The organism is Kosakonia sp. 1610 (assembly GCF_050435845.1).
Lineage (GTDB): Bacteria > Pseudomonadota > Gammaproteobacteria > Enterobacterales > Enterobacteriaceae > Kosakonia > Kosakonia cowanii.
The window spans coordinates 1-16,113 of the sequence record NZ_JBNDKZ010000006.1 but is presented as its reverse complement, the minus strand read 5'-3'; the positions used below and the strand labels follow the sequence as shown (position 1 = coordinate 16,113).

The 16,113-nt window shown below is 55.1% G+C and carries 18 protein-coding genes; 15 read left to right on the top strand and 3 right to left on the bottom strand.

The window, feature by feature from the left end:
* Positions 1-86: 86 nt before the first annotated feature.
* The gene (locus ABIC80_RS16430) at positions 87-806 is read right to left on the bottom strand and encodes an NUDIX hydrolase (RefSeq protein ID WP_413312655.1); all 720 of its coding nucleotides are present in this window, start codon (positions 804-806) and stop codon (positions 87-89) included.
* 196 nt (positions 807-1,002) lie between these two features.
* Between ABIC80_RS16430 and prs the strand changes: the two genes are divergently transcribed.
* Both prs and ABIC80_RS16420 read left to right on the top strand, forming a co-directional pair.
* Positions 1,003-1,863: a ribose-phosphate diphosphokinase gene (prs, locus tag ABIC80_RS16425; protein ID WP_429177989.1), complete on the top strand. Its 861-nt coding sequence runs from the start codon at positions 1,003-1,005 to the stop codon at positions 1,861-1,863.
* 12 nt (positions 1,864-1,875) lie between these two features.
* Positions 1,876-3,366: a nicotinate phosphoribosyltransferase gene (locus ABIC80_RS16420; protein WP_023482005.1), complete on the top strand. Its 1,491-nt coding sequence runs from the start codon at positions 1,876-1,878 to the stop codon at positions 3,364-3,366.
* Between the two features lie 59 nt (positions 3,367-3,425).
* On the opposite strand, the gene ABIC80_RS16415 is transcribed toward ABIC80_RS16420, so the two are convergent.
* Positions 3,426-5,330 carry an ABC transporter ATP-binding protein gene (locus ABIC80_RS16415; RefSeq protein WP_042716145.1) on the bottom strand — a complete coding sequence of 635 codons (1,905 nt, stop codon included), beginning with the start codon at positions 5,328-5,330 and terminating at the stop codon, positions 3,426-3,428.
* A 179-nt stretch (positions 5,331-5,509) separates the two neighbouring features.
* On the opposite strand from ABIC80_RS16415, the gene kefG reads away from it, so the two are divergent.
* From kefG to slyD, 4 genes are all read left to right on the top strand, one after another.
* A complete protein-coding gene (kefG, locus tag ABIC80_RS16410) occupies positions 5,510-6,061 on the top strand; it encodes a glutathione-regulated potassium-efflux system ancillary protein KefG (protein ID WP_042716144.1) in 552 nt (183 codons plus the stop codon).
* Positions 6,061-7,866, top strand: a complete 1,806-nt coding sequence (kefB, locus tag ABIC80_RS16405) for a glutathione-regulated potassium-efflux system protein KefB (protein WP_429177836.1) — start codon at positions 6,061-6,063, stop codon at positions 7,864-7,866. Before kefG ends, kefB begins: the two co-directional genes overlap by 1 nt.
* Before the next feature lie 10 nt (positions 7,867-7,876).
* Positions 7,877-8,077: a YheV family putative zinc ribbon protein gene (locus ABIC80_RS16400; RefSeq protein ID WP_023482007.1), complete on the top strand. Its 201-nt coding sequence runs from the start codon at positions 7,877-7,879 to the stop codon at positions 8,075-8,077.
* A gap of 94 nt (positions 8,078-8,171) precedes the next feature.
* On the top strand, positions 8,172-8,765 hold the full coding sequence (gene slyD, locus ABIC80_RS16395; protein WP_023482004.1) for a peptidylprolyl isomerase: 594 nt from the start codon (positions 8,172-8,174) through the stop codon (positions 8,763-8,765).
* A 110-nt stretch (positions 8,766-8,875) separates the two neighbouring features.
* Here slyD and ABIC80_RS16390 read toward each other — a convergent pair whose 3' ends face one another.
* On the bottom strand, positions 8,876-9,094 hold the full coding sequence (locus ABIC80_RS16390) for a protein SlyX (protein WP_023482131.1): 219 nt from the start codon (positions 9,092-9,094) through the stop codon (positions 8,876-8,878).
* A gap of 229 nt (positions 9,095-9,323) precedes the next feature.
* On the opposite strand from ABIC80_RS16390, the gene fkpA reads away from it, so the two are divergent.
* The 9 genes from fkpA to ABIC80_RS16345 form a co-directional block, all read left to right on the top strand.
* Positions 9,324-10,172, top strand: coding sequence for an FKBP-type peptidyl-prolyl cis-trans isomerase (fkpA, locus tag ABIC80_RS16385; RefSeq protein ID WP_042716141.1), 849 nt, complete (start codon positions 9,324-9,326; stop codon positions 10,170-10,172).
* Between the two features lie 158 nt (positions 10,173-10,330).
* Complete coding sequence (locus ABIC80_RS16380) at positions 10,331-11,053, top strand: helix-turn-helix transcriptional regulator (protein WP_023482043.1); 723 nt, start codon at positions 10,331-10,333, stop codon at positions 11,051-11,053.
* Entirely contained in the window at positions 11,053-11,439 is a 387-nt protein-coding gene (gene tusD, locus ABIC80_RS16375) for a sulfurtransferase complex subunit TusD (protein WP_200580521.1), read from the top strand. The genes ABIC80_RS16380 and tusD overlap by 1 nt, the downstream gene beginning before the upstream one ends.
* Positions 11,439-11,798 carry a sulfurtransferase complex subunit TusC gene (gene tusC / locus ABIC80_RS16370; protein ID WP_429177834.1) on the top strand — a complete coding sequence of 120 codons (360 nt, stop codon included), beginning with the start codon at positions 11,439-11,441 and terminating at the stop codon, positions 11,796-11,798. Before tusD ends, tusC begins: the two co-directional genes overlap by 1 nt.
* A gap of 7 nt (positions 11,799-11,805) precedes the next feature.
* Positions 11,806-12,093: a sulfurtransferase complex subunit TusB gene (gene tusB, locus ABIC80_RS16365; protein WP_263753844.1), complete on the top strand. Its 288-nt coding sequence runs from the start codon at positions 11,806-11,808 to the stop codon at positions 12,091-12,093.
* 125 nt (positions 12,094-12,218) lie between these two features.
* Positions 12,219-12,593: a 30S ribosomal protein S12 gene (rpsL, locus tag ABIC80_RS16360; protein WP_003023654.1), complete on the top strand. Its 375-nt coding sequence runs from the start codon at positions 12,219-12,221 to the stop codon at positions 12,591-12,593.
* 96 nt (positions 12,594-12,689) lie between these two features.
* Positions 12,690-13,160: a 30S ribosomal protein S7 gene (gene rpsG, locus ABIC80_RS16355; protein ID WP_007369802.1), complete on the top strand. Its 471-nt coding sequence runs from the start codon at positions 12,690-12,692 to the stop codon at positions 13,158-13,160.
* 100 nt (positions 13,161-13,260) lie between these two features.
* Positions 13,261-15,375, top strand: a complete 2,115-nt coding sequence (gene fusA, locus ABIC80_RS16350) for an elongation factor G (protein ID WP_023481958.1) — start codon at positions 13,261-13,263, stop codon at positions 15,373-15,375.
* 70 nt (positions 15,376-15,445) lie between these two features.
* Positions 15,446-16,113, top strand: a 668-nt coding sequence (locus tag ABIC80_RS16345) for a GTP-binding protein (protein ID WP_180238798.1), incomplete at its 3' end; no start/stop codon positions are given.

Here is a 16,113-nt window from a genome sequence, read left to right as displayed (position 1 = left end):
CAAGAAAATAGATAAAAAGTGGGACAACTATAAACGCACGCGAGGCCCCCGTTTACTCATTTAACGGGAAATCAGCTAGCTTTGCTTCAATCAGCCAGCAGGTTGCGCGAAAAGAGGTGGATATCGACATCTGCTTTACGTCGCCACAAGCGCGCTTTTCGCGCGCCGGTCGCCACGCTCTCGCCGGTCTCTTCAAACATGCCGGAGGCTTCAAAACGGCGGATCAGGCTTTTGCGCTGAATCGGCTGGCCGAGAATGATCTCCGTCGCTTCCTGCAGCTGGCTCTGGGTAAAGGTATCAGGCAAACAGTAAACGGGCAGTAACGAATACATCGTTTTCTGCCGCAGGCGGCGCAGCGCAGCGTGGATTATCTCGCCGTGATCGAAGGCCAGCTCGCGCTCATTAAGTTCGGCCACCGGCACCCATTTGGCATCGCTGACGCTTGTGATATGCGGCGCGCAGGCGACCCACGAAATAAGCGCATACCAGGCAACGGTCAAACTCCAGCCGCGCGGATCGCGATCCGGGCCGGAGAAGGTATCCAGCTGTTCAAGCCACGAGGGCGAGACGCCGGTTTTTTCCGTCAGCTTGCGCAGCGCCGTGGCCCGGGTGGAGCTATCCTGCGCCATATCAATAAAGCCACCGGGCAATCCCCAGCGCCCTTGTTGCGGCTGGCTGGCGCGCTCGACCAACAACACACAGAGCGTCTGCTGATGCAGGCTAAACAGCACGCTATCGACCGTCACCAGCGGCGAGGGAAAACGACTCGGATCGTAAGAATCCAGATATTCTGCTTCGCTGATCATCACTGACTCACCTCATTTCACACGCAGCAAGTTTATCAGCCTACCCTGGTGCGGCAAGCGAACTTTTATTTTATGTATTTTCAGTGTCTTATATATTCAGTATAAAAATAATCCAGACAGGGGCTTGCTTAATAGTGTCTTATGGACAATATTAAATGTGTCCAAGGGACATTAACTAATGCAGGTGAGGTGAATGATGGCGAGCAGAATCGAACTCTTTATCGATAATCAAAACGTTGAAATCGAAAACGGCGTATTTCCCGATTGTGCAGTGTGGCTGAAAGTGACGGGCGAACTGCCTGCTTTCGCCCAGCTGATGCGCATCCGTGTCGCCGCCATGCGCGATATGAATGATTTTATGCTGCTGGCGCAGCTGGTAGACGCGGTACGCCACGTTACTGATGTTGCGGTTAGCCATCTGCAGCTCGCCTGGCTGCCGTGGGCTCGTCAGGATCGCCATATGGTGGCGGGCGACAGCTTCGCGCTGAAAGTCTTCGCCAACCAGCTCAACACCCTGAACTTCGATAAAGTCTTTATTCTCGATCCTCACAGCGATGCCGCCGCAGCCGCGATTAACAACTGCGTCGCCATTCCTCAGGAAACCTGCCTGCTTCAGAGCGAGACGCTGCGCCGCGCCATTGCGCAGGGCGAACTGATGCTGGTAGCTCCGGACGCGGGCGCGCTGAAAAAAATTCACAATGTGGCGAAAGCCACTGGCGCGAAAAATTACGCCATTCTCACCAAAGAGCGCGATGTTGCCAGCGGTAATCTGACCGGCTTTGCGCTGGTGGCCGGTGAGGTGGCGGGGAAAGATCTGCTGATTGTCGACGATCTCTGCGATGCGGGCGGCACCTTTATCGGCTCGGCGCAGGTTCTGTGTGAAGCGGGTGCGCGCAGCGTCAGCTTGTATGTTACGCACGGTATCTTCTCGAAAGGCGTTGAAAACCTGCTCAATAACGGGATTGACGCTATTTACACCACCACTTCGTTTACTTCGCCGACGCTGGCTTCACCGGGCGTTGAACTGATCGACATCGCCACGTTATTTCGCGCTTAAGGGGACCACACCATGAAACTGAATCCGATTCTCGCCATCGACGGCTATAAAGTGTCGCACCGCGTGCAGTATCCGCAGGGCACAACAAAGGTTTACTCCAACTTCACGCCGCGCAGCGACCGCTTTTTCCAGTCTCCGGTTGCCGACGGCAAGCTGGTCTTCTTCGGCCTGCAGGGTTTTCTGAAGTGGTTTATGGTCGATCTCTTCAACGACGCCTTCTTTGCCCGCCCGGAAGAGGAGGTGGTGAATGAGTACAAAGAGGTGATGGATAGCTACCTCGGTAAGGATAGCGTGGCGGTCGATCATATCCGTGACCTGCACCGTTTAGGCTACTTGCCGCTGCACATCAAATCGCTGGATGAGGGGAGTAAAGTGCCGATGAAGGTGCCGGTGCTGACCATCACCAACACCCGTGAAGAGTTCTTCTGGCTGGTGAACTACCTGGAAACGGTGCTCTCCGCCGAGTTGTGGAAAGCCTCGACTAACGCCACCATCGCGCACCACTACCGCAAAATTTGTGAGCAGTGGGCAGCGAAAACTTGTAGCGACCTCTCGCACCTGGATTTCCAGTGCCACGACTTCTCATTCCGCGGCATGGCGGGTCTGCACGATACCGCGCAGGCAGGCGCGGGTCACCTGCTGAGCTTTAAAGGCACCGACAGCATCCCTTCGCTGCTCTATGCCCGCGATTTCTACACCGGGGGCGAGGAGTACTTTATCGGCGCAAGCATTCCGGCGACCGAGCACAGCGTGATGTGTATGGGCGAGCATGAGCACGAAATTGAGACCTTCCGCCGCCTGATTGCCGATATCTATCCGCAGGGCTTTGTCTCCATCGTCTCCGATACCTGGGATTACTGGCGTGTGATCACCGAGTATACCCGCGAGCTGAAATCGCTGATTCTGGGACGTGAAGGACGCGTCGTTTTCCGCCCGGACAGCGGCGACCCGGTTGAGATCCTTTGCGGCACCGGCGCAGATGACGATACGCGCGCCGATCGCAGCCCGGAGGAGAAAGGTTCCGTTGAAGTGCTGTGGGAGATTTTCGGCGGCACCGTTAACGAGAAGGGTTACAAGGTGCTGGATCCGCATGTCGGCCTGATTTATGGCGACTCAATTACGCTGGCGCGCGCCAATCAAATTCTCGCGCGGCTGGAAGCCAAAGGTTTCGCCAGCTCCAACGTGGTCTTTGGCGTCGGCTCTTTTACCTACCAGTACAACACCCGTGACACCTTCGGCTTTGCGATGAAAGCGACCTGGGGCGCGGTGAATGGCGAAGGCCGGATGATCTTTAAAGAGCCGAAAACGGATAACGGCCTGAAACGCTCAGCGCGTGGTCTGTTACGGGTTGAGCGCGATGCGCAGGGCGAACTGCAACTGCACGATGAGCAAAGCTGGGAGCAGGAGCAGGGCGGGGAACTGAAAACCCGTTTCCTTGACGGCAAGCTGTACGACACCGAGCACTTTGAGACCATTCGCCAGCGCCTGGCTAACCAGCGTTAAACCCTGAATGGCGGTACGCCTGTACCGCCATCAACTTTACCGCTTACGGCGAAGGGGTGTTACTCCGCTGTAAGCATCGCCTCAAGCTGTTCCTGCGCGTCAAGCCACGCCATTTCACACTCTTCAAGTCCCGCTTTCGCCGTCGCCTGCTGTTGCAGACAGGTGGTCAGCTCCGCTTTACGGCTCTGATCGTACAGGCCGCTGTCACTAAGCTTCTCTTCCGCGTTGGCCAGTTGCGCATTGAGCTTCTCCATCTCCTTTTCCAGACGGGCAATCTCTTTACGCAGCGGCTGTGTTTGCGTGCGCAGCTCCGCTTCTCGACGCTTCTGATCTTTACGCGCCTGAGCGCTGTTGCCATTCTCTTTTGCCGCATCCGTCGGCTGGCTCTCCTGCTTCTGCACGTCACTCAGCCATTGCTGGTAATCATCCAGATCGCCATCGAACGGCTCCACTTTGCCATCGTGGACCAGGTAGAGATCGTCGGTGGTCGAGCGCAAAAGGTGACGGTCGTGCGACACCACTACCAGCGCGCCTTCGAACTCAATCAGCGCATCGGTGAGTGCCTGGCGCATATCGAGATCGAGGTGGTTAGTTGGTTCATCGAGCAGCAGCAGGTTCGGGCGCTGCCAGACGATTAACGCCAGCACCAGCCGCGCTTTTTCGCCGCCGGAGAAGCGCTCTGTTGCTTCGGTGACCTTATCGCCCTGGAAGCCGAAGCCGCCCAGGTAATCACGCAGCTTCTGCTCCAGCTCTTGCGGGGCCAGGCGCGCCAGATGCTGCAATGGCGATTCGTCAGCGCGTAAGAATTCCAGCTGATGCTGGGCGAAGTAACCAAGTTTGATCCCCTTCGCCAGGCCGATTTCGCCGCTCTGCGCCGCCAGCTCGCCCGCCAGCAGTTTAATCAGCGTCGATTTACCGGCACCGTTACGTCCCAGCAGACCGATGCGCGAGCCGGGCACCAGGTTGAGTTTGATGGCATTCAGAATGGTGCGATCGCCATAGCCAGCGCTCACCTTCTCCATCTTCAGGATCGGGTTGGGCAGGCTCTCCGGCGCGCGGAAGCTGAAGTGGAACGGGTTATCAACATGCGCGGGAGCAATCAGCTCCATACGCTCCAGCATCTTGATGCGGCTTTGTGCCTGCTTCGCTTTACTCGCTTTCGCTTTGAAGCGATCGATAAAGCTTTGCAGATGAGCAACGCGCTGCTGCTGGCCTTCATAGGTCGCCTGTTGCTGCGCAAGGCGCGTGGCGCGCTGGCGCTCAAACGAGCTGTAGTTCCCGGTGTATTCAAACATTGATTGCTGCTCAATGTGCAGGATCTTATCGACTACCGGATCGAGAAAATCGCGGTCGTGCGAGATAAGGATCAGCGTGCCCGGATAGTTCTTCAGCCACTTCTCCAGCCAGATAACGGCATCGAGATCGAGGTGGTTAGTCGGTTCATCAAGCAGCAGTAGATCGGAGCGGCAAATCAGCGCCTGCGCGAGGTTTAAGCGCATGCGCCAGCCGCCGGAGAAGGCGCTGACCGGGCGGTCGAGCTGCTCGTTAGAGAAGCCTAAACCGTGCAGCAGGCTGGCGGCGCGGGAGCGCACCGTCCAGGCATCGATAGCGTCGAGCTTGCCGTGTACCGTGGCGATGGCATTGCCGTCGTTGCGCTCGTTGGCAGCATTAAGCGCCGCTTCCAGCTGGCGATATTCACGATCGCCGTCTATCACATAATCTATCGCCGCTTCGTCCAGCGCCGGTGTTTCCTGGTTGACCCACGCCAGTTGCCAGGTGCCGGGAAAAGTGGCACTGCCGCCATCAGCGCTTATCTCGTTTTTCAACAGCGCGAGCAGGGTCGATTTGCCGCAGCCGTTTTTACCCACCAGGCCCACTTTCTGGCCCGGATTGATGGTGGCTGTGGCGTTGTCCAACAGGACACGCACGCCGCGACGAATTTGTAACGAGGAGAAAACAATCATAAGACGCCGTATGTTCAGACTATGTTAATTTGTCTTTATGGTAATGTAAGGCCACGGCGAAATGCCGCACCGGGGCCGCAATGTTAGCCCAAAATGAAGACGATAGACAAAAGCATTCTGGCCACGCCGCAGGGCGCTGGTTTGCAGAGAAGAGAGAATTTAGACCCGGGAGGGGAGTGATGTCGCAGACAGCAAAAGTGTTGCTGATCTATGCCCATCCGGAATCACAGGACTCGGTGGCGAACCGGGTTTTGCTTAAGCCGGCCACGCAACTGGAGAATGTAACGGTGCACGATCTTTACGCCCGTTACCCCGATTTTTTTATTGATATTCCCTATGAACAGGCGTTATTGCGCGAGCATGACGTTATCGTTTTTCAACATCCCCTTTATACCTACAGTTGTCCGGCACTGCTGAAAGAGTGGCTTGATCGTGTGTTGAGCCGCGGCTTTGCCAGCGGAGCAGGCGGGAATGAACTGGCGGGAAAGTACTGGCGTAGCGTGATCACCACCGGTGAGCCGGAGGCGGCTTATCGCCATGATGGTCTCAACCGCTACTCCCTCAACGATGTTTTACGCCCCTTTGAGTTGACCGCCGCGATGTGTCGCATGCACTGGCTCAGCCCAATTATCATCTACTGGGCACGTCGGCAGACGCCGCAGGAGCTGGCGCACCACGCCAAAGCCTACGGTGACTGGCTGGCTTCGCCGCTGCCGCCGGGAGGCCGTTAATGGAAGGTTCCGCACTCTTACTGGCCGGCGTGCTATTCCTCTTCGCGGCGGTAGTCGCTGTGCCGCTGGCCGCACGTTTAGGAATTGGCGCCGTGCTCGGCTACCTGTTAGCGGGTATCGCCATTGGCCCATGGGGACTCGGGTTTATCAGCGATGTTGATGAGATCCTCCACTTCTCAGAGCTGGGCGTGGTGTTCCTGATGTTCATCATTGGGCTCGAACTTAACCCCTCGAAATTGTGGGAGCTGCGTCGCTCTATTTTTGGTGTCGGTGCAGCCCAGGTGCTGTTAAGTGCGGCGATCCTCGCAGGCCTGTTAATGCTGACGCAATTCTCCTGGCAGGCGGCGTTAATTGGCGGTATTGGTCTTGCAATGTCATCCACCGCGATGGCGCTGCAACTGATGCGCGACAAAGGGATGAACCGCAGCGAGTCCGGCCAGCTCGGTTTCTCAGTGCTGCTGTTCCAGGATCTGGCGGTGATCCCAGCGCTGGCGCTGGTACCGCTACTGGCGGGCAACGGCGACGATCATCTCGACTGGATGAAGGTGGGCATGAAGGTGCTGGCCTTTGCCGGAATGCTGATTGGCGGGCGTTACCTGCTGCGCCCGGTGTTTCGTTTTATCGCCGCTTCCGGCGTGCGCGAGGTCTTTACCGCCGCGACGCTGCTGCTGGTGCTCGGGTCGGCGCTGTTTATGGATGCCCTCGGCCTGTCGATGGCGCTCGGCACCTTTATCGCCGGCATTCTGCTGGCGGAGAGCGAATACCGCCACGAGCTTGAGATTGCCATTGAGCCGTTTAAAGGGCTGCTGTTGGGGCTGTTCTTTATTTCGGTGGGCATGGCGCTGAACCTCGGCGTGCTCTATACCCATCTATTGTGGGTCGTGATGAGCGTTGCGGTGCTGGTGGCCGTAAAATCGCTGGTGCTGTACGGGCTGGCGCGCATTTACGGTTTGCGTAGCTCAGAGCGGATGCAGTTTGCCGGGGTGTTGAGCCAGGGCGGCGAGTTTGCTTTTGTGCTCTTCTCCACCGCCTCCTCGCAGCGGCTGTTTAAAGACGATCAGATGGCGCTGCTGCTGGTAACCGTCACGCTGTCGATGATGACCACGCCGCTGCTGATGCGCGCCATTGATAAGCTGCTCTCCCGGCGCTTCAACAAGCCGGAGGATGAAGATGAAGCGCCGTGGGTTGATGATGATAAGCCGCAGGTGATTGTCGTTGGCTTTGGTCGCTTCGGACAGGTGATTGGTCGCCTGCTGATGGCGAACGAAATGCGCATCACCGTGCTGGAGCGCGATATCAGCGCCGTGAACCTTATGCGTAAATATGGCTACAAAGTCTATTACGGTGATGCGACGCAGCTGGAGCTATTGCGTTCGGCAGGGGCGGAGGCCGCACAATCGATCGTTATTACCTGTAACGATCCGGTCGATACCATGAAGCTGGTGGAGCTTTGCCAGCAGCATTTCCCCCATCTGGCGATTCTGGCGCGGGCGCGGGGACGTGTCGAAGCGCATGAACTGTTGCAGGCGGGCGTGATGCAGTTCTCGCGCGAAACCTTCTCCAGTGCGCTGGAGTTGGGGCGTAAAGCGCTAATTTCACTGGGAATGCATCCGCATCAGGCGCAGCGAGCGCAGTTGCACTTCAGACGGCTCGATATGCGCATGCTGCGTGAGCTGATGCCGGTGCATACCGATACGGTACAAATTTCCCGCGTACGTGAAGCGCGCCGCGAACTGGAAGAGATTTTCCAGCGTGAAATGCAGCAAGAGCGGCGTCAGCTCGACGGCTGGGATGAGTTTGAATAAGGGGAGTCGAATGGCTGTTCGTAAACGTTTTATCGCTGGCGCGACCTGCCCGTCGTGCCAGGCGAAAGACTCAATGGCGATGTGGCGCGAAAATAACGTCGATATTGTTGAGTGTGTTAAGTGCGGGCATCAGATGCGCGAAGCGGATAAAGAAGCGCGCGATCATGTTCGCAAAGATGAGCAAGTTATCGGGATTTTTCATCCGGACTAGCGATATCAGGCAGGATTTTTTAAGCTTAAGGGTACACGGGTGCAGAATTCCGTTACAATCTGCGCCAGTAATTTTCCCACGCTCAGGAGATATCATGAAAGTAGCAAAAGACCTGGTGGTCAGCCTGGCCTATCAGGTACGTACAGAAGACGGTGTATTGGTTGATGAGTCTCCGGTGAGTGCACCGCTGGACTACCTGCACGGTCACGGCTCCCTGATCTCCGGTCTGGAAAACGCGCTGGATGGTCATGAAGTCGGCGACAAATTCGATGTGGCTGTAGGCGCGAACGACGCTTACGGTCAATACGACGAGAACCTGGTGCAGCGCGTTCCGAAAGACGTCTTCATGGGCGTTGACGAACTGCAGGTTGGCATGCGCTTCCTGGCTGAAACTGACCAGGGCCCGGTGCCGGTTGAGATTACCGAAGTGGAAGATGACCACGTAGTGGTTGATGGTAACCACATGCTGGCGGGTCAGAACCTGAAGTTCAACGTCGAAGTTGTCGCGATTCGCGAAGCAACCGAAGAAGAGCTGGCGCACGGCCACGTTCATGGCCCGCATGGTCACGATCATGACCACGACCACGGTCACGACGGCTGCTGCGGCGGTCACGGTCACGATCACGACCATGGTCACGATCACGGCGGTAAAGGTGGTTGCGGTAACGGCGGTTGCGGCTGCCATTAATCATACCCGTCGTCTTTCGCGCCGCAGGTGCGTTGGCTAAGGTATCGAGAAGCCCGGTAAGCGTCAGCCGACCGGGCACAAAAAGCGGGGAGACCCGCTTTTTTTACGTCTTAATAATGGGGCGGGGGTGTCTCTTCCGACGGGGACGCCAGATGTGAAGGCTGGCTGGCTTTCACTTTCTCCACCAGCAAACGCAGATGTTCGCGCAGCTTCGCCATTTCCAGCTCATGAGCCACCACCGTCTGGTTTAGCTCTTCAATGGTCATCTCCTGAAAAGCCAGTCGACTCTCCAGTTCAGCCAGTCGCGCTTCTATCGATAACTCTTGCATCTTTTCACCTCCGGGTAATATCCGGGTCGATTGGGGTAATCGGGCGGATTTTACTTAACTTTGCGCGAAGGTACAGCCTTCATGCAGAAACTTATTTAAACAAAAATAGTCACAGATCGGGTGAATTCGGGCAGAGTCCTTATGTTGATTTCCGCCGCAACACTTTATAGTACGCTTCTTACTTTATGTTTAACCCTGGGGCGAGATGCCCCGGTCCCTGGAGAAATGGATGAAATCACTGTTTAAAGTCACGCTGCTGGCGACCACCATGGCTGTAGCCCTTCATGCACCGCTCACCTTAGCTGCTGATGCCGCAACCAAAGACAAAACTGCTGCAACTGACAGCAAATCGGCATTCAAAAACGACGACCAGAAATCAGCTTACGCGCTGGGCGCCTCACTGGGCCGTTACATGGAAAACTCCCTGAAAGAGCAGGAAAAGCTGGGAATCAAACTGGATAAAGACCAGCTGATCGCCGGCGTTCAGGACGCTTTTGCTGATAAGAGCAAGCTGAGTGACCAGGAGATCGAGCAGACTCTGCAGGCGTTTGAAACTCGCGTGAAAACTGCCGCTCAGGATCGCATGGAAAAAGACGCGACTGAAAACGAAACCAAAGGTAAAGCCTTCCGTGACGCCTTCGCAAAAGAGAAGGGCGTGAAAACCTCCAGCACCGGTCTGCTCTACAAAGTAGAGAAAGCGGGTACCGGCGATGCGCCGAAAGATAGCGACACTGTGGTTGTAAACTACAAAGGTACGCTGATTGACGGTAAAGAGTTCGACAACTCTTACACCCGTGGCGAACCGCTCTCCTTCCGTCTTGATGGTGTCATCCCGGGCTGGACCGAAGGCCTGAAAAACATCAAGAAAGGCGGCAAAATCAAGCTGGTGATCCCGCCGGCTCTGGCTTACGGTAAAACCGGCGTACCGGGTATTCCGGCAAACTCCACGCTGGTGTTCGACGTTGAGCTGCTGGATATCAAACCGGCACCGAAAGCGGACGCAGCAGCGCCGGAAGCGGCTCCAGCCGCAGGCGATAAAGCGGATGATGCAAAAGACGCACCCGCTGCGAAGAAGTAAAAGTGTGAAACGCGCCGCCTCAGAGCGGCGTTTTTTTTGCATCGCGGATATAATTCTGGAAAGCATAACCTACGATGTATTAATTTATATCCCCCTGCAAATACTGAGCCTGCCCTGAAAACTTAACGACAGGCTCCTGAAAAGGAGTGTTTTTTTTCATGTCCAGGTCGCTATTAACCAACGAAACCAGTGAGCTTGACCTCCTGGATCAACGTCCTTTCGATCAGACCGACTTCGATATCCTCAAATCCTACGAAGCGGTAGTGGACGGGTTAGCGATGCTCATTGGTTCGCACTGCGAAATCGTGTTGCACTCTTTACAGGATCTCAAATGCTCGGCCATCCGCATCGCTAACGGCGAGCATACCGGGCGTAAAATCGGCTCGCCGATTACCGATCTCGCGCTGCGTATGCTGCACGATATGACCGGTGCCGACAGCAGCGTGTCGAAGTGCTACTTCACTCGTGCGAAAAGCGGCGTACTGATGAAGTCGGTGACGATTGCTATCCGCAACCGCGATCACCGAGTGATTGGTCTGCTCTGCATCAACATGAATCTGGATGTACCCTTCTCGCAGATCATGAGTACTTTTGTTCCACCGGAAACACCGGATGTTGGCTCCTCGGTTAACTTCGCCTCGTCTGTTGAAGACCTGGTGATGCAAACTCTCGAGTTCACCATTGAAGAGGTGAACGCCGACCGCAACGTCTCTAACAACGCCAAAAATCGCCAGATCGTCCTGAACCTCTACGAGAAGGGCATCTTTGATATCAAAGACGCCATTAATCAGGTGGCCGACCGCCTGAATATCTCCAAGCACACGGTCTACCTCTACATTCGCCAGTTCAAAAGCGGCGATTTCTCAGGGCAAGGGCATTAATGCGTTTTGCGTTGATGGTGACCGGCCCGGCCTATGGCACGCAGCAGGCAAGCAGCGCGTATCAGTTCGCGCTTGCCCTACTGGAAGCGGGACATACGCTTGCGAGCGTCTTTTTCTACCGGGAAGGGGTGAGTAACGCGAACGCGTTGACTGCGCCCGCCAGCGATGAGTTTGATCTTGTGCGCGCCTGGCAGCGTTTGCATGCTGAGCAGCAAGTTGAGTTGCACATCTGCGTGGCCGCGGCGCTGCGCCGTGGCGTGGTTGATGAGAGCGAGGCCGCACGGCTGGAGTTAACGGGCGCTAATCTGCAGGCGGGGTTTGCACTTACCGGTCTGGGCGCGCTGGCGGAAGCGGCGCTGACCTGTGACAGAGTGGTGCAGTTCTGATGAAGCGAATCGCCTTTGTTTTCTCCTCCGCACCGCACGGCTCCTCTGCCGGTCGTGAAGGGCTGGACGCGGTACTGGCCACCTCCGCCTTAACAGAAGAGATTGGCCTCTTTTTTATCGGCGATGGCGTGTTGCAACTGTTGGCAAACCAGCAGCCGGGCAAGATCCTGGCGCGCGACTATATCGCGACTTTTAAAGTATTGCCGCTGTACGATGTTGAAGAGGTCTGGCTCTGCGCCGCTTCTCTGCGTGAAAGGGGCCAGGACGAGAATGCGGCGTTTGTCTTACCTGCCCAGCGTCTGGAGCCGGACGCGCTGCGTGAGCAGCTTGAGCAGTACACCGTCGTGCTCAATTTTTGAGGCCTTTATGCTGCTGACTCTATCCCGTTCACCCTGGCACTGCGATATGACGGCGCTGCTGCGCGTTCTGCGCCCCGGTGACGATCTGTTACTGCTCTCTGACGGTGTGCTGGCCGCCCTTAACGGTTCACCGTTCGTTGAATTACTGCTTAATGCCCCCATAACTCTGCATGTGCTGAAAGACGATGTTGACGCGCGTGGTCTCTCTGCTCAAATTTCGAGCAGCGCCGTCAGCGTTAGCTATACTGATTTCGTTAGCCTGGCGGTGAAAAACACCGTTCAGCTGAATTGGTAATGCAGGGATCGCTGTATATTTCTTGACACCTTTTAAGCACAGCCATAAAATTCTGCGTCCTCATATTATATGAGGCCGTTTTATTACGTGTTTACGAAGCAAAAGCTAAAACCAGGAGCTATTTAATGGCAACAGTTAACCAGCTGGTACGCAAACCACGCGCCCGCAAAGTTGCGAAAAGCAACGTGCCGGCGCTGGAAGCATGCCCGCAAAAACGTGGCGTATGTACTCGTGTATATACCACCACCCCTAAAAAACCGAACTCCGCACTGCGTAAAGTTTGCCGTGTTCGTTTAACCAACGGTTTCGAAGTGACTTCCTACATTGGTGGTGAAGGTCACAACCTGCAGGAGCACTCCGTGATCCTGATCCGTGGCGGTCGTGTTAAAGACCTTCCGGGTGTTCGTTACCATACCGTTCGTGGCGCGCTTGACTGCTCTGGTGTTAAAGACCGTAAGCAATCTCGCTCCAAGTACGGCGTGAAACGTCCTAAGGCTTAATGGTTCTCCGTTAAGTAAGGCCAAACTGTTTTAACTTAATGTCACACTAAACTCTTAGAGTTTTGGACAATCCTGAATTAACAACGGAGTATTTCCATGCCACGTCGTCGTGTTATTGGTCAGCGTAAAATTCTGCCGGATCCTAAGTTCGGATCAGAACTGCTGGCTAAATTTGTAAATATCCTGATGGTAGACGGTAAAAAATCTACTGCAGAAGCAATCGTATACAGCGCGCTGGAGACCCTGGCTCAGCGCTCTGGTAAAAATGAACTGGAAGCTTTCGAAGTAGCTCTCGAAAACGTGCGCCCGACTGTCGAAGTTAAGTCTCGCCGCGTTGGTGGTTCTACTTATCAGGTTCCGGTTGAAGTTCGTCCGGTTCGTCGTAATGCTCTGGCAATGCGTTGGATCGTTGAAGCTGCTCGTAAACGCGGTGATAAATCCATGGCTCTGCGCCTGGCGAACGAACTTTCCGATGCTGCAGACAACAAAGGTACTGCAGTTAAGAAACGTGAAGACGTTCACCGTATGGCCGAAGCCAACAAGGCGTTCGCACACTACCGTTGGTAATCCCTTCGGAGTTCTAGTCAACTGGCGGGCGCTTCAAGTAAGTCGCCCGCCGTTTGGCAACTTAATTCTGAACGCCTAAAAGACACAAACGAGGAATCAAATGGCTCGTACAACACCCATCGCACGCTACCGCAACATTGGTATCAGTGCGCACATCGACGCCGGTAAAACCACCACTACCGAACGTATTCTGTTCTACACCGGTGTAAACCACAAAATCGGTGAAGTTCACGACGGCGCCGCAACCATGGACTGGATGGAGCAGGAGCAGGAGCGTGGTATCACCATCACCTCTGCAGCGACTACTGCATTCTGGTCTGGTATGGCGAAGCAGTATGAACCGCATCGCGTAAACATCATCGACACCCCGGGGCACGTTGACTTCACCATCGAAGTAGAACGTTCCATGCGTGTACTGGATGGTGCGGTAATGGTTTACTGTGCCGTTGGTGGTGTTCAGCCACAGTCTGAAACCGTATGGCGTCAGGCTAACAAATATAAAGTTCCGCGCATCGCGTTCGTTAACAAAATGGACCGCATGGGCGCTAACTTCCTGAAAGTTGTTGATCAGATCAAAACCCGTCTGGGCGCGAACCCGGTTCCGCTGCAGCTGGCAATTGGCGCTGAAGAAGGTTTCACCGGTGTTGTTGACCTGGTGAAAATGAAAGCGATCAACTGGAACGATGCTGACCAGGGCGTTACCTTCGTTTACGAAGATATCCCGGCTGAGATGCAGGACCTGGCTGACGAATGGCACCAGAACCTGATCGAATCTGCGGCGGAAGCTTCAGAAGAGCTGATGGAGAAATACCTGGGTGGTGAAGACCTGACTGAAGAAGAGATCAAAACTGCTCTTCGTCAGCGTGTTCTGAACAACGAAATCATCCTGGTAACCTGTGGTTCTGCGTTTAAGAACAAAGGCGTTCAGGCGATGCTGGATGCGGTAATTGATTACCTGCCGTCCCCGACTGACGTTCCTGCGATCAACGGTATGCTGGACGATGGTAAAGATACCCCGGCTGAGCGTCACGCAAGCGACGAAGAGCCGTTCTCTGCACTGGCGTTCAAAATCGCAACTGACCCGTTCGTTGGTAACCTGACCTTCTTCCGCGTTTACTCCGGTGTGGTTAACTCTGGTGATACCGTACTGAACTCCGTGAAATCTGCACGTGAGCGTTTCGGTCGTATCGTTCAGATGCACGCTAACAAACGTGAAGAGATCAAAGAAGTTCGCGCGGGCGATATCGCTGCAGCGATCGGTCTGAAAGACGTGATCACCGGTGACACCCTGTGTGATCCGGACAACCCGATCATTCTGGAGCGTATGGAATTCCCGGAGCCGGTAATCTCCATCGCTGTAGAACCGAAAACCAAAGCTGACCAGGAAAAAATGGGTCTGGCTCTGGGCCGTCTGGCTAAAGAAGACCCGTCTTTCCGCGTATGGACTGACGAAGAATCTAACCAGACCATCATCGCTGGTATGGGCGAACTGCACCTCGACATCATCGTTGACCGTATGAAGCGTGAGTTCAACGTTGAAGCTAACGTGGGTAAACCTCAGGTTGCTTACCGCGAAGCGATTCGCGCGAAAGTTACCGATATCGAAGGTAAACACGCTAAGCAGTCTGGTGGTCGCGGTCAGTACGGTCATGTTGTTATCGACATGTACCCGCTGGAGCCGGGCTCTAACCCGAAAGGTTACGAGTTCATCAACGACATCAAAGGTGGTGTAATTCCTGGCGAATACATCCCTGCCGTTGATAAAGGCATCCAGGAGCAGCTGAAGTCTGGTCCGCTGGCTGGTTACCCGGTAGTTGATCTGGGCGTACGTCTGCACTTCGGTTCTTACCACGACGTTGACTCCTCTGAACTGGCGTTTAAACTGGCTGCGTCTATTGCCTTTAAAGATGGCTTTAAGAAAGCGAAACCAGTTCTGCTTGAGCCGATCATGAAGGTTGAAGTAGAGACTCCGGAAGAGAACACCGGTGACGTTATCGGTGACTTGAGCCGTCGTCGCGGCATGCTGCGCGGTCAGGAATCTGAAGTTACTGGCGTTAAGATCCACGCTGAAGTTCCGCTGTCTGAAATGTTCGGATATGCAACTCAGCTGCGTTCTCTGACCAAAGGTCGTGCATCATACACCATGGAATTCCTGAAGTATGATGATGCGCCGAACAACGTTGCTCAGGCCGTAATTGAAGCCCGTGGTAAATAAGCCGCAGGGTTAAAACCAAAGTCCCGTGCTCTCTCCATTGAGGGAGAGCACTATAGTAAGGAATAAAGCCGTGTCTAAAGAAAAATTTGAACGTACAAAACCGCACGTCAACGTCGGCACAATCGGCCACGTTGACCATGGTAAAACTACTCTGACCGCTGCAATCACTACCGTACTGGCTAAGACCTACGGCGGTGCTGCTCGCGCATTCGACCAGATCGATAACGCGCCGGAAGAAAAAGCTCGTGGTATCACCATCAACACCTCTCACGTTGAATATGACACCCCGACTCGCCACTACGCGCACGTAGACTGCCCGGGCCACGCCGACTATGTTAAAAACATGATCACCGGTGCTGCGCAGATGGACGGCGCGATCCTGGTTGTTGCTGCGACTGACGGCCCGATGCCGCAGACCCGTGAGCACATCCTGCTGGGTCGTCAGGTAGGCGTTCCGTTCATCATCGTGTTCCTGAACAAATGTGACATGGTTGATGACGAAGAGCTGCTGGAACTGGTTGAGATGGAAGTGCGTGAGCTGCTGTCTCAGTACGACTTCCCGGGTGACGACACCCCGATCGTTCGCGGTTCCGCGCTGAAAGCGCTGGAAGGCGAAGCTGAGTGGGAAGAGAAAATCATCGAGCTGGCTGGCTACCTGGATTCCTACATCCCGGAACCAGAGCGCGCGATTGACAAGCCGTTCCTGCTGCCGATCGAAGACGTATTCTCCATCTCCGG

Bases quoted from the DNA above. Each gene is read 5' to 3' on its own strand.
- rpsL (WP_003023654.1), top strand. From the start codon at position 12,219: ATGGCAACAGTTAACCAGCTGGTACGCAAACCACGCGCCCGCAAAGTT.
- tusD (WP_200580521.1), top strand. From the start codon at position 11,053: ATGCGTTTTGCGTTGATGGTGACCGGCCCGGCCTATGGCACGCAGCAG.
- tusB (WP_263753844.1), top strand. From the start codon at position 11,806: ATGCTGCTGACTCTATCCCGTTCACCCTGGCACTGCGATATGACGGCG.
- ABIC80_RS16420 (WP_023482005.1), top strand. From the start codon at position 1,876: ATGAAACTGAATCCGATTCTCGCCATCGACGGCTATAAAGTGTCGCAC.
- slyD (WP_023482004.1), top strand. From the start codon at position 8,172: ATGAAAGTAGCAAAAGACCTGGTGGTCAGCCTGGCCTATCAGGTACGT.
- ABIC80_RS16430 (WP_413312655.1), bottom strand. From the start codon at position 806: ATGATCAGCGAAGCAGAATATCTGGATTCTTACGATCCGAGTCGTTTT.
- ABIC80_RS16415 (WP_042716145.1), bottom strand. From the start codon at position 5,330: ATGATTGTTTTCTCCTCGTTACAAATTCGTCGCGGCGTGCGTGTCCTG.
- kefG (WP_042716144.1), top strand. From the start codon at position 5,510: ATGTCGCAGACAGCAAAAGTGTTGCTGATCTATGCCCATCCGGAATCA.
- fkpA (WP_042716141.1), top strand. From the start codon at position 9,324: ATGAAATCACTGTTTAAAGTCACGCTGCTGGCGACCACCATGGCTGTA.
- ABIC80_RS16390 (WP_023482131.1), bottom strand. From the start codon at position 9,094: ATGCAAGAGTTATCGATAGAAGCGCGACTGGCTGAACTGGAGAGTCGA.
- kefB (WP_429177836.1), top strand. From the start codon at position 6,061: ATGGAAGGTTCCGCACTCTTACTGGCCGGCGTGCTATTCCTCTTCGCG.
- ABIC80_RS16400 (WP_023482007.1), top strand. From the start codon at position 7,877: ATGGCTGTTCGTAAACGTTTTATCGCTGGCGCGACCTGCCCGTCGTGC.
- rpsG (WP_007369802.1), top strand. From the start codon at position 12,690: ATGCCACGTCGTCGTGTTATTGGTCAGCGTAAAATTCTGCCGGATCCT.
- tusC (WP_429177834.1), top strand. From the start codon at position 11,439: ATGAAGCGAATCGCCTTTGTTTTCTCCTCCGCACCGCACGGCTCCTCT.
- fusA (WP_023481958.1), top strand. From the start codon at position 13,261: ATGGCTCGTACAACACCCATCGCACGCTACCGCAACATTGGTATCAGT.
- prs (WP_429177989.1), top strand. From the start codon at position 1,003: ATGGCGAGCAGAATCGAACTCTTTATCGATAATCAAAACGTTGAAATC.
- ABIC80_RS16380 (WP_023482043.1), top strand. From the start codon at position 10,331: ATGTCCAGGTCGCTATTAACCAACGAAACCAGTGAGCTTGACCTCCTG.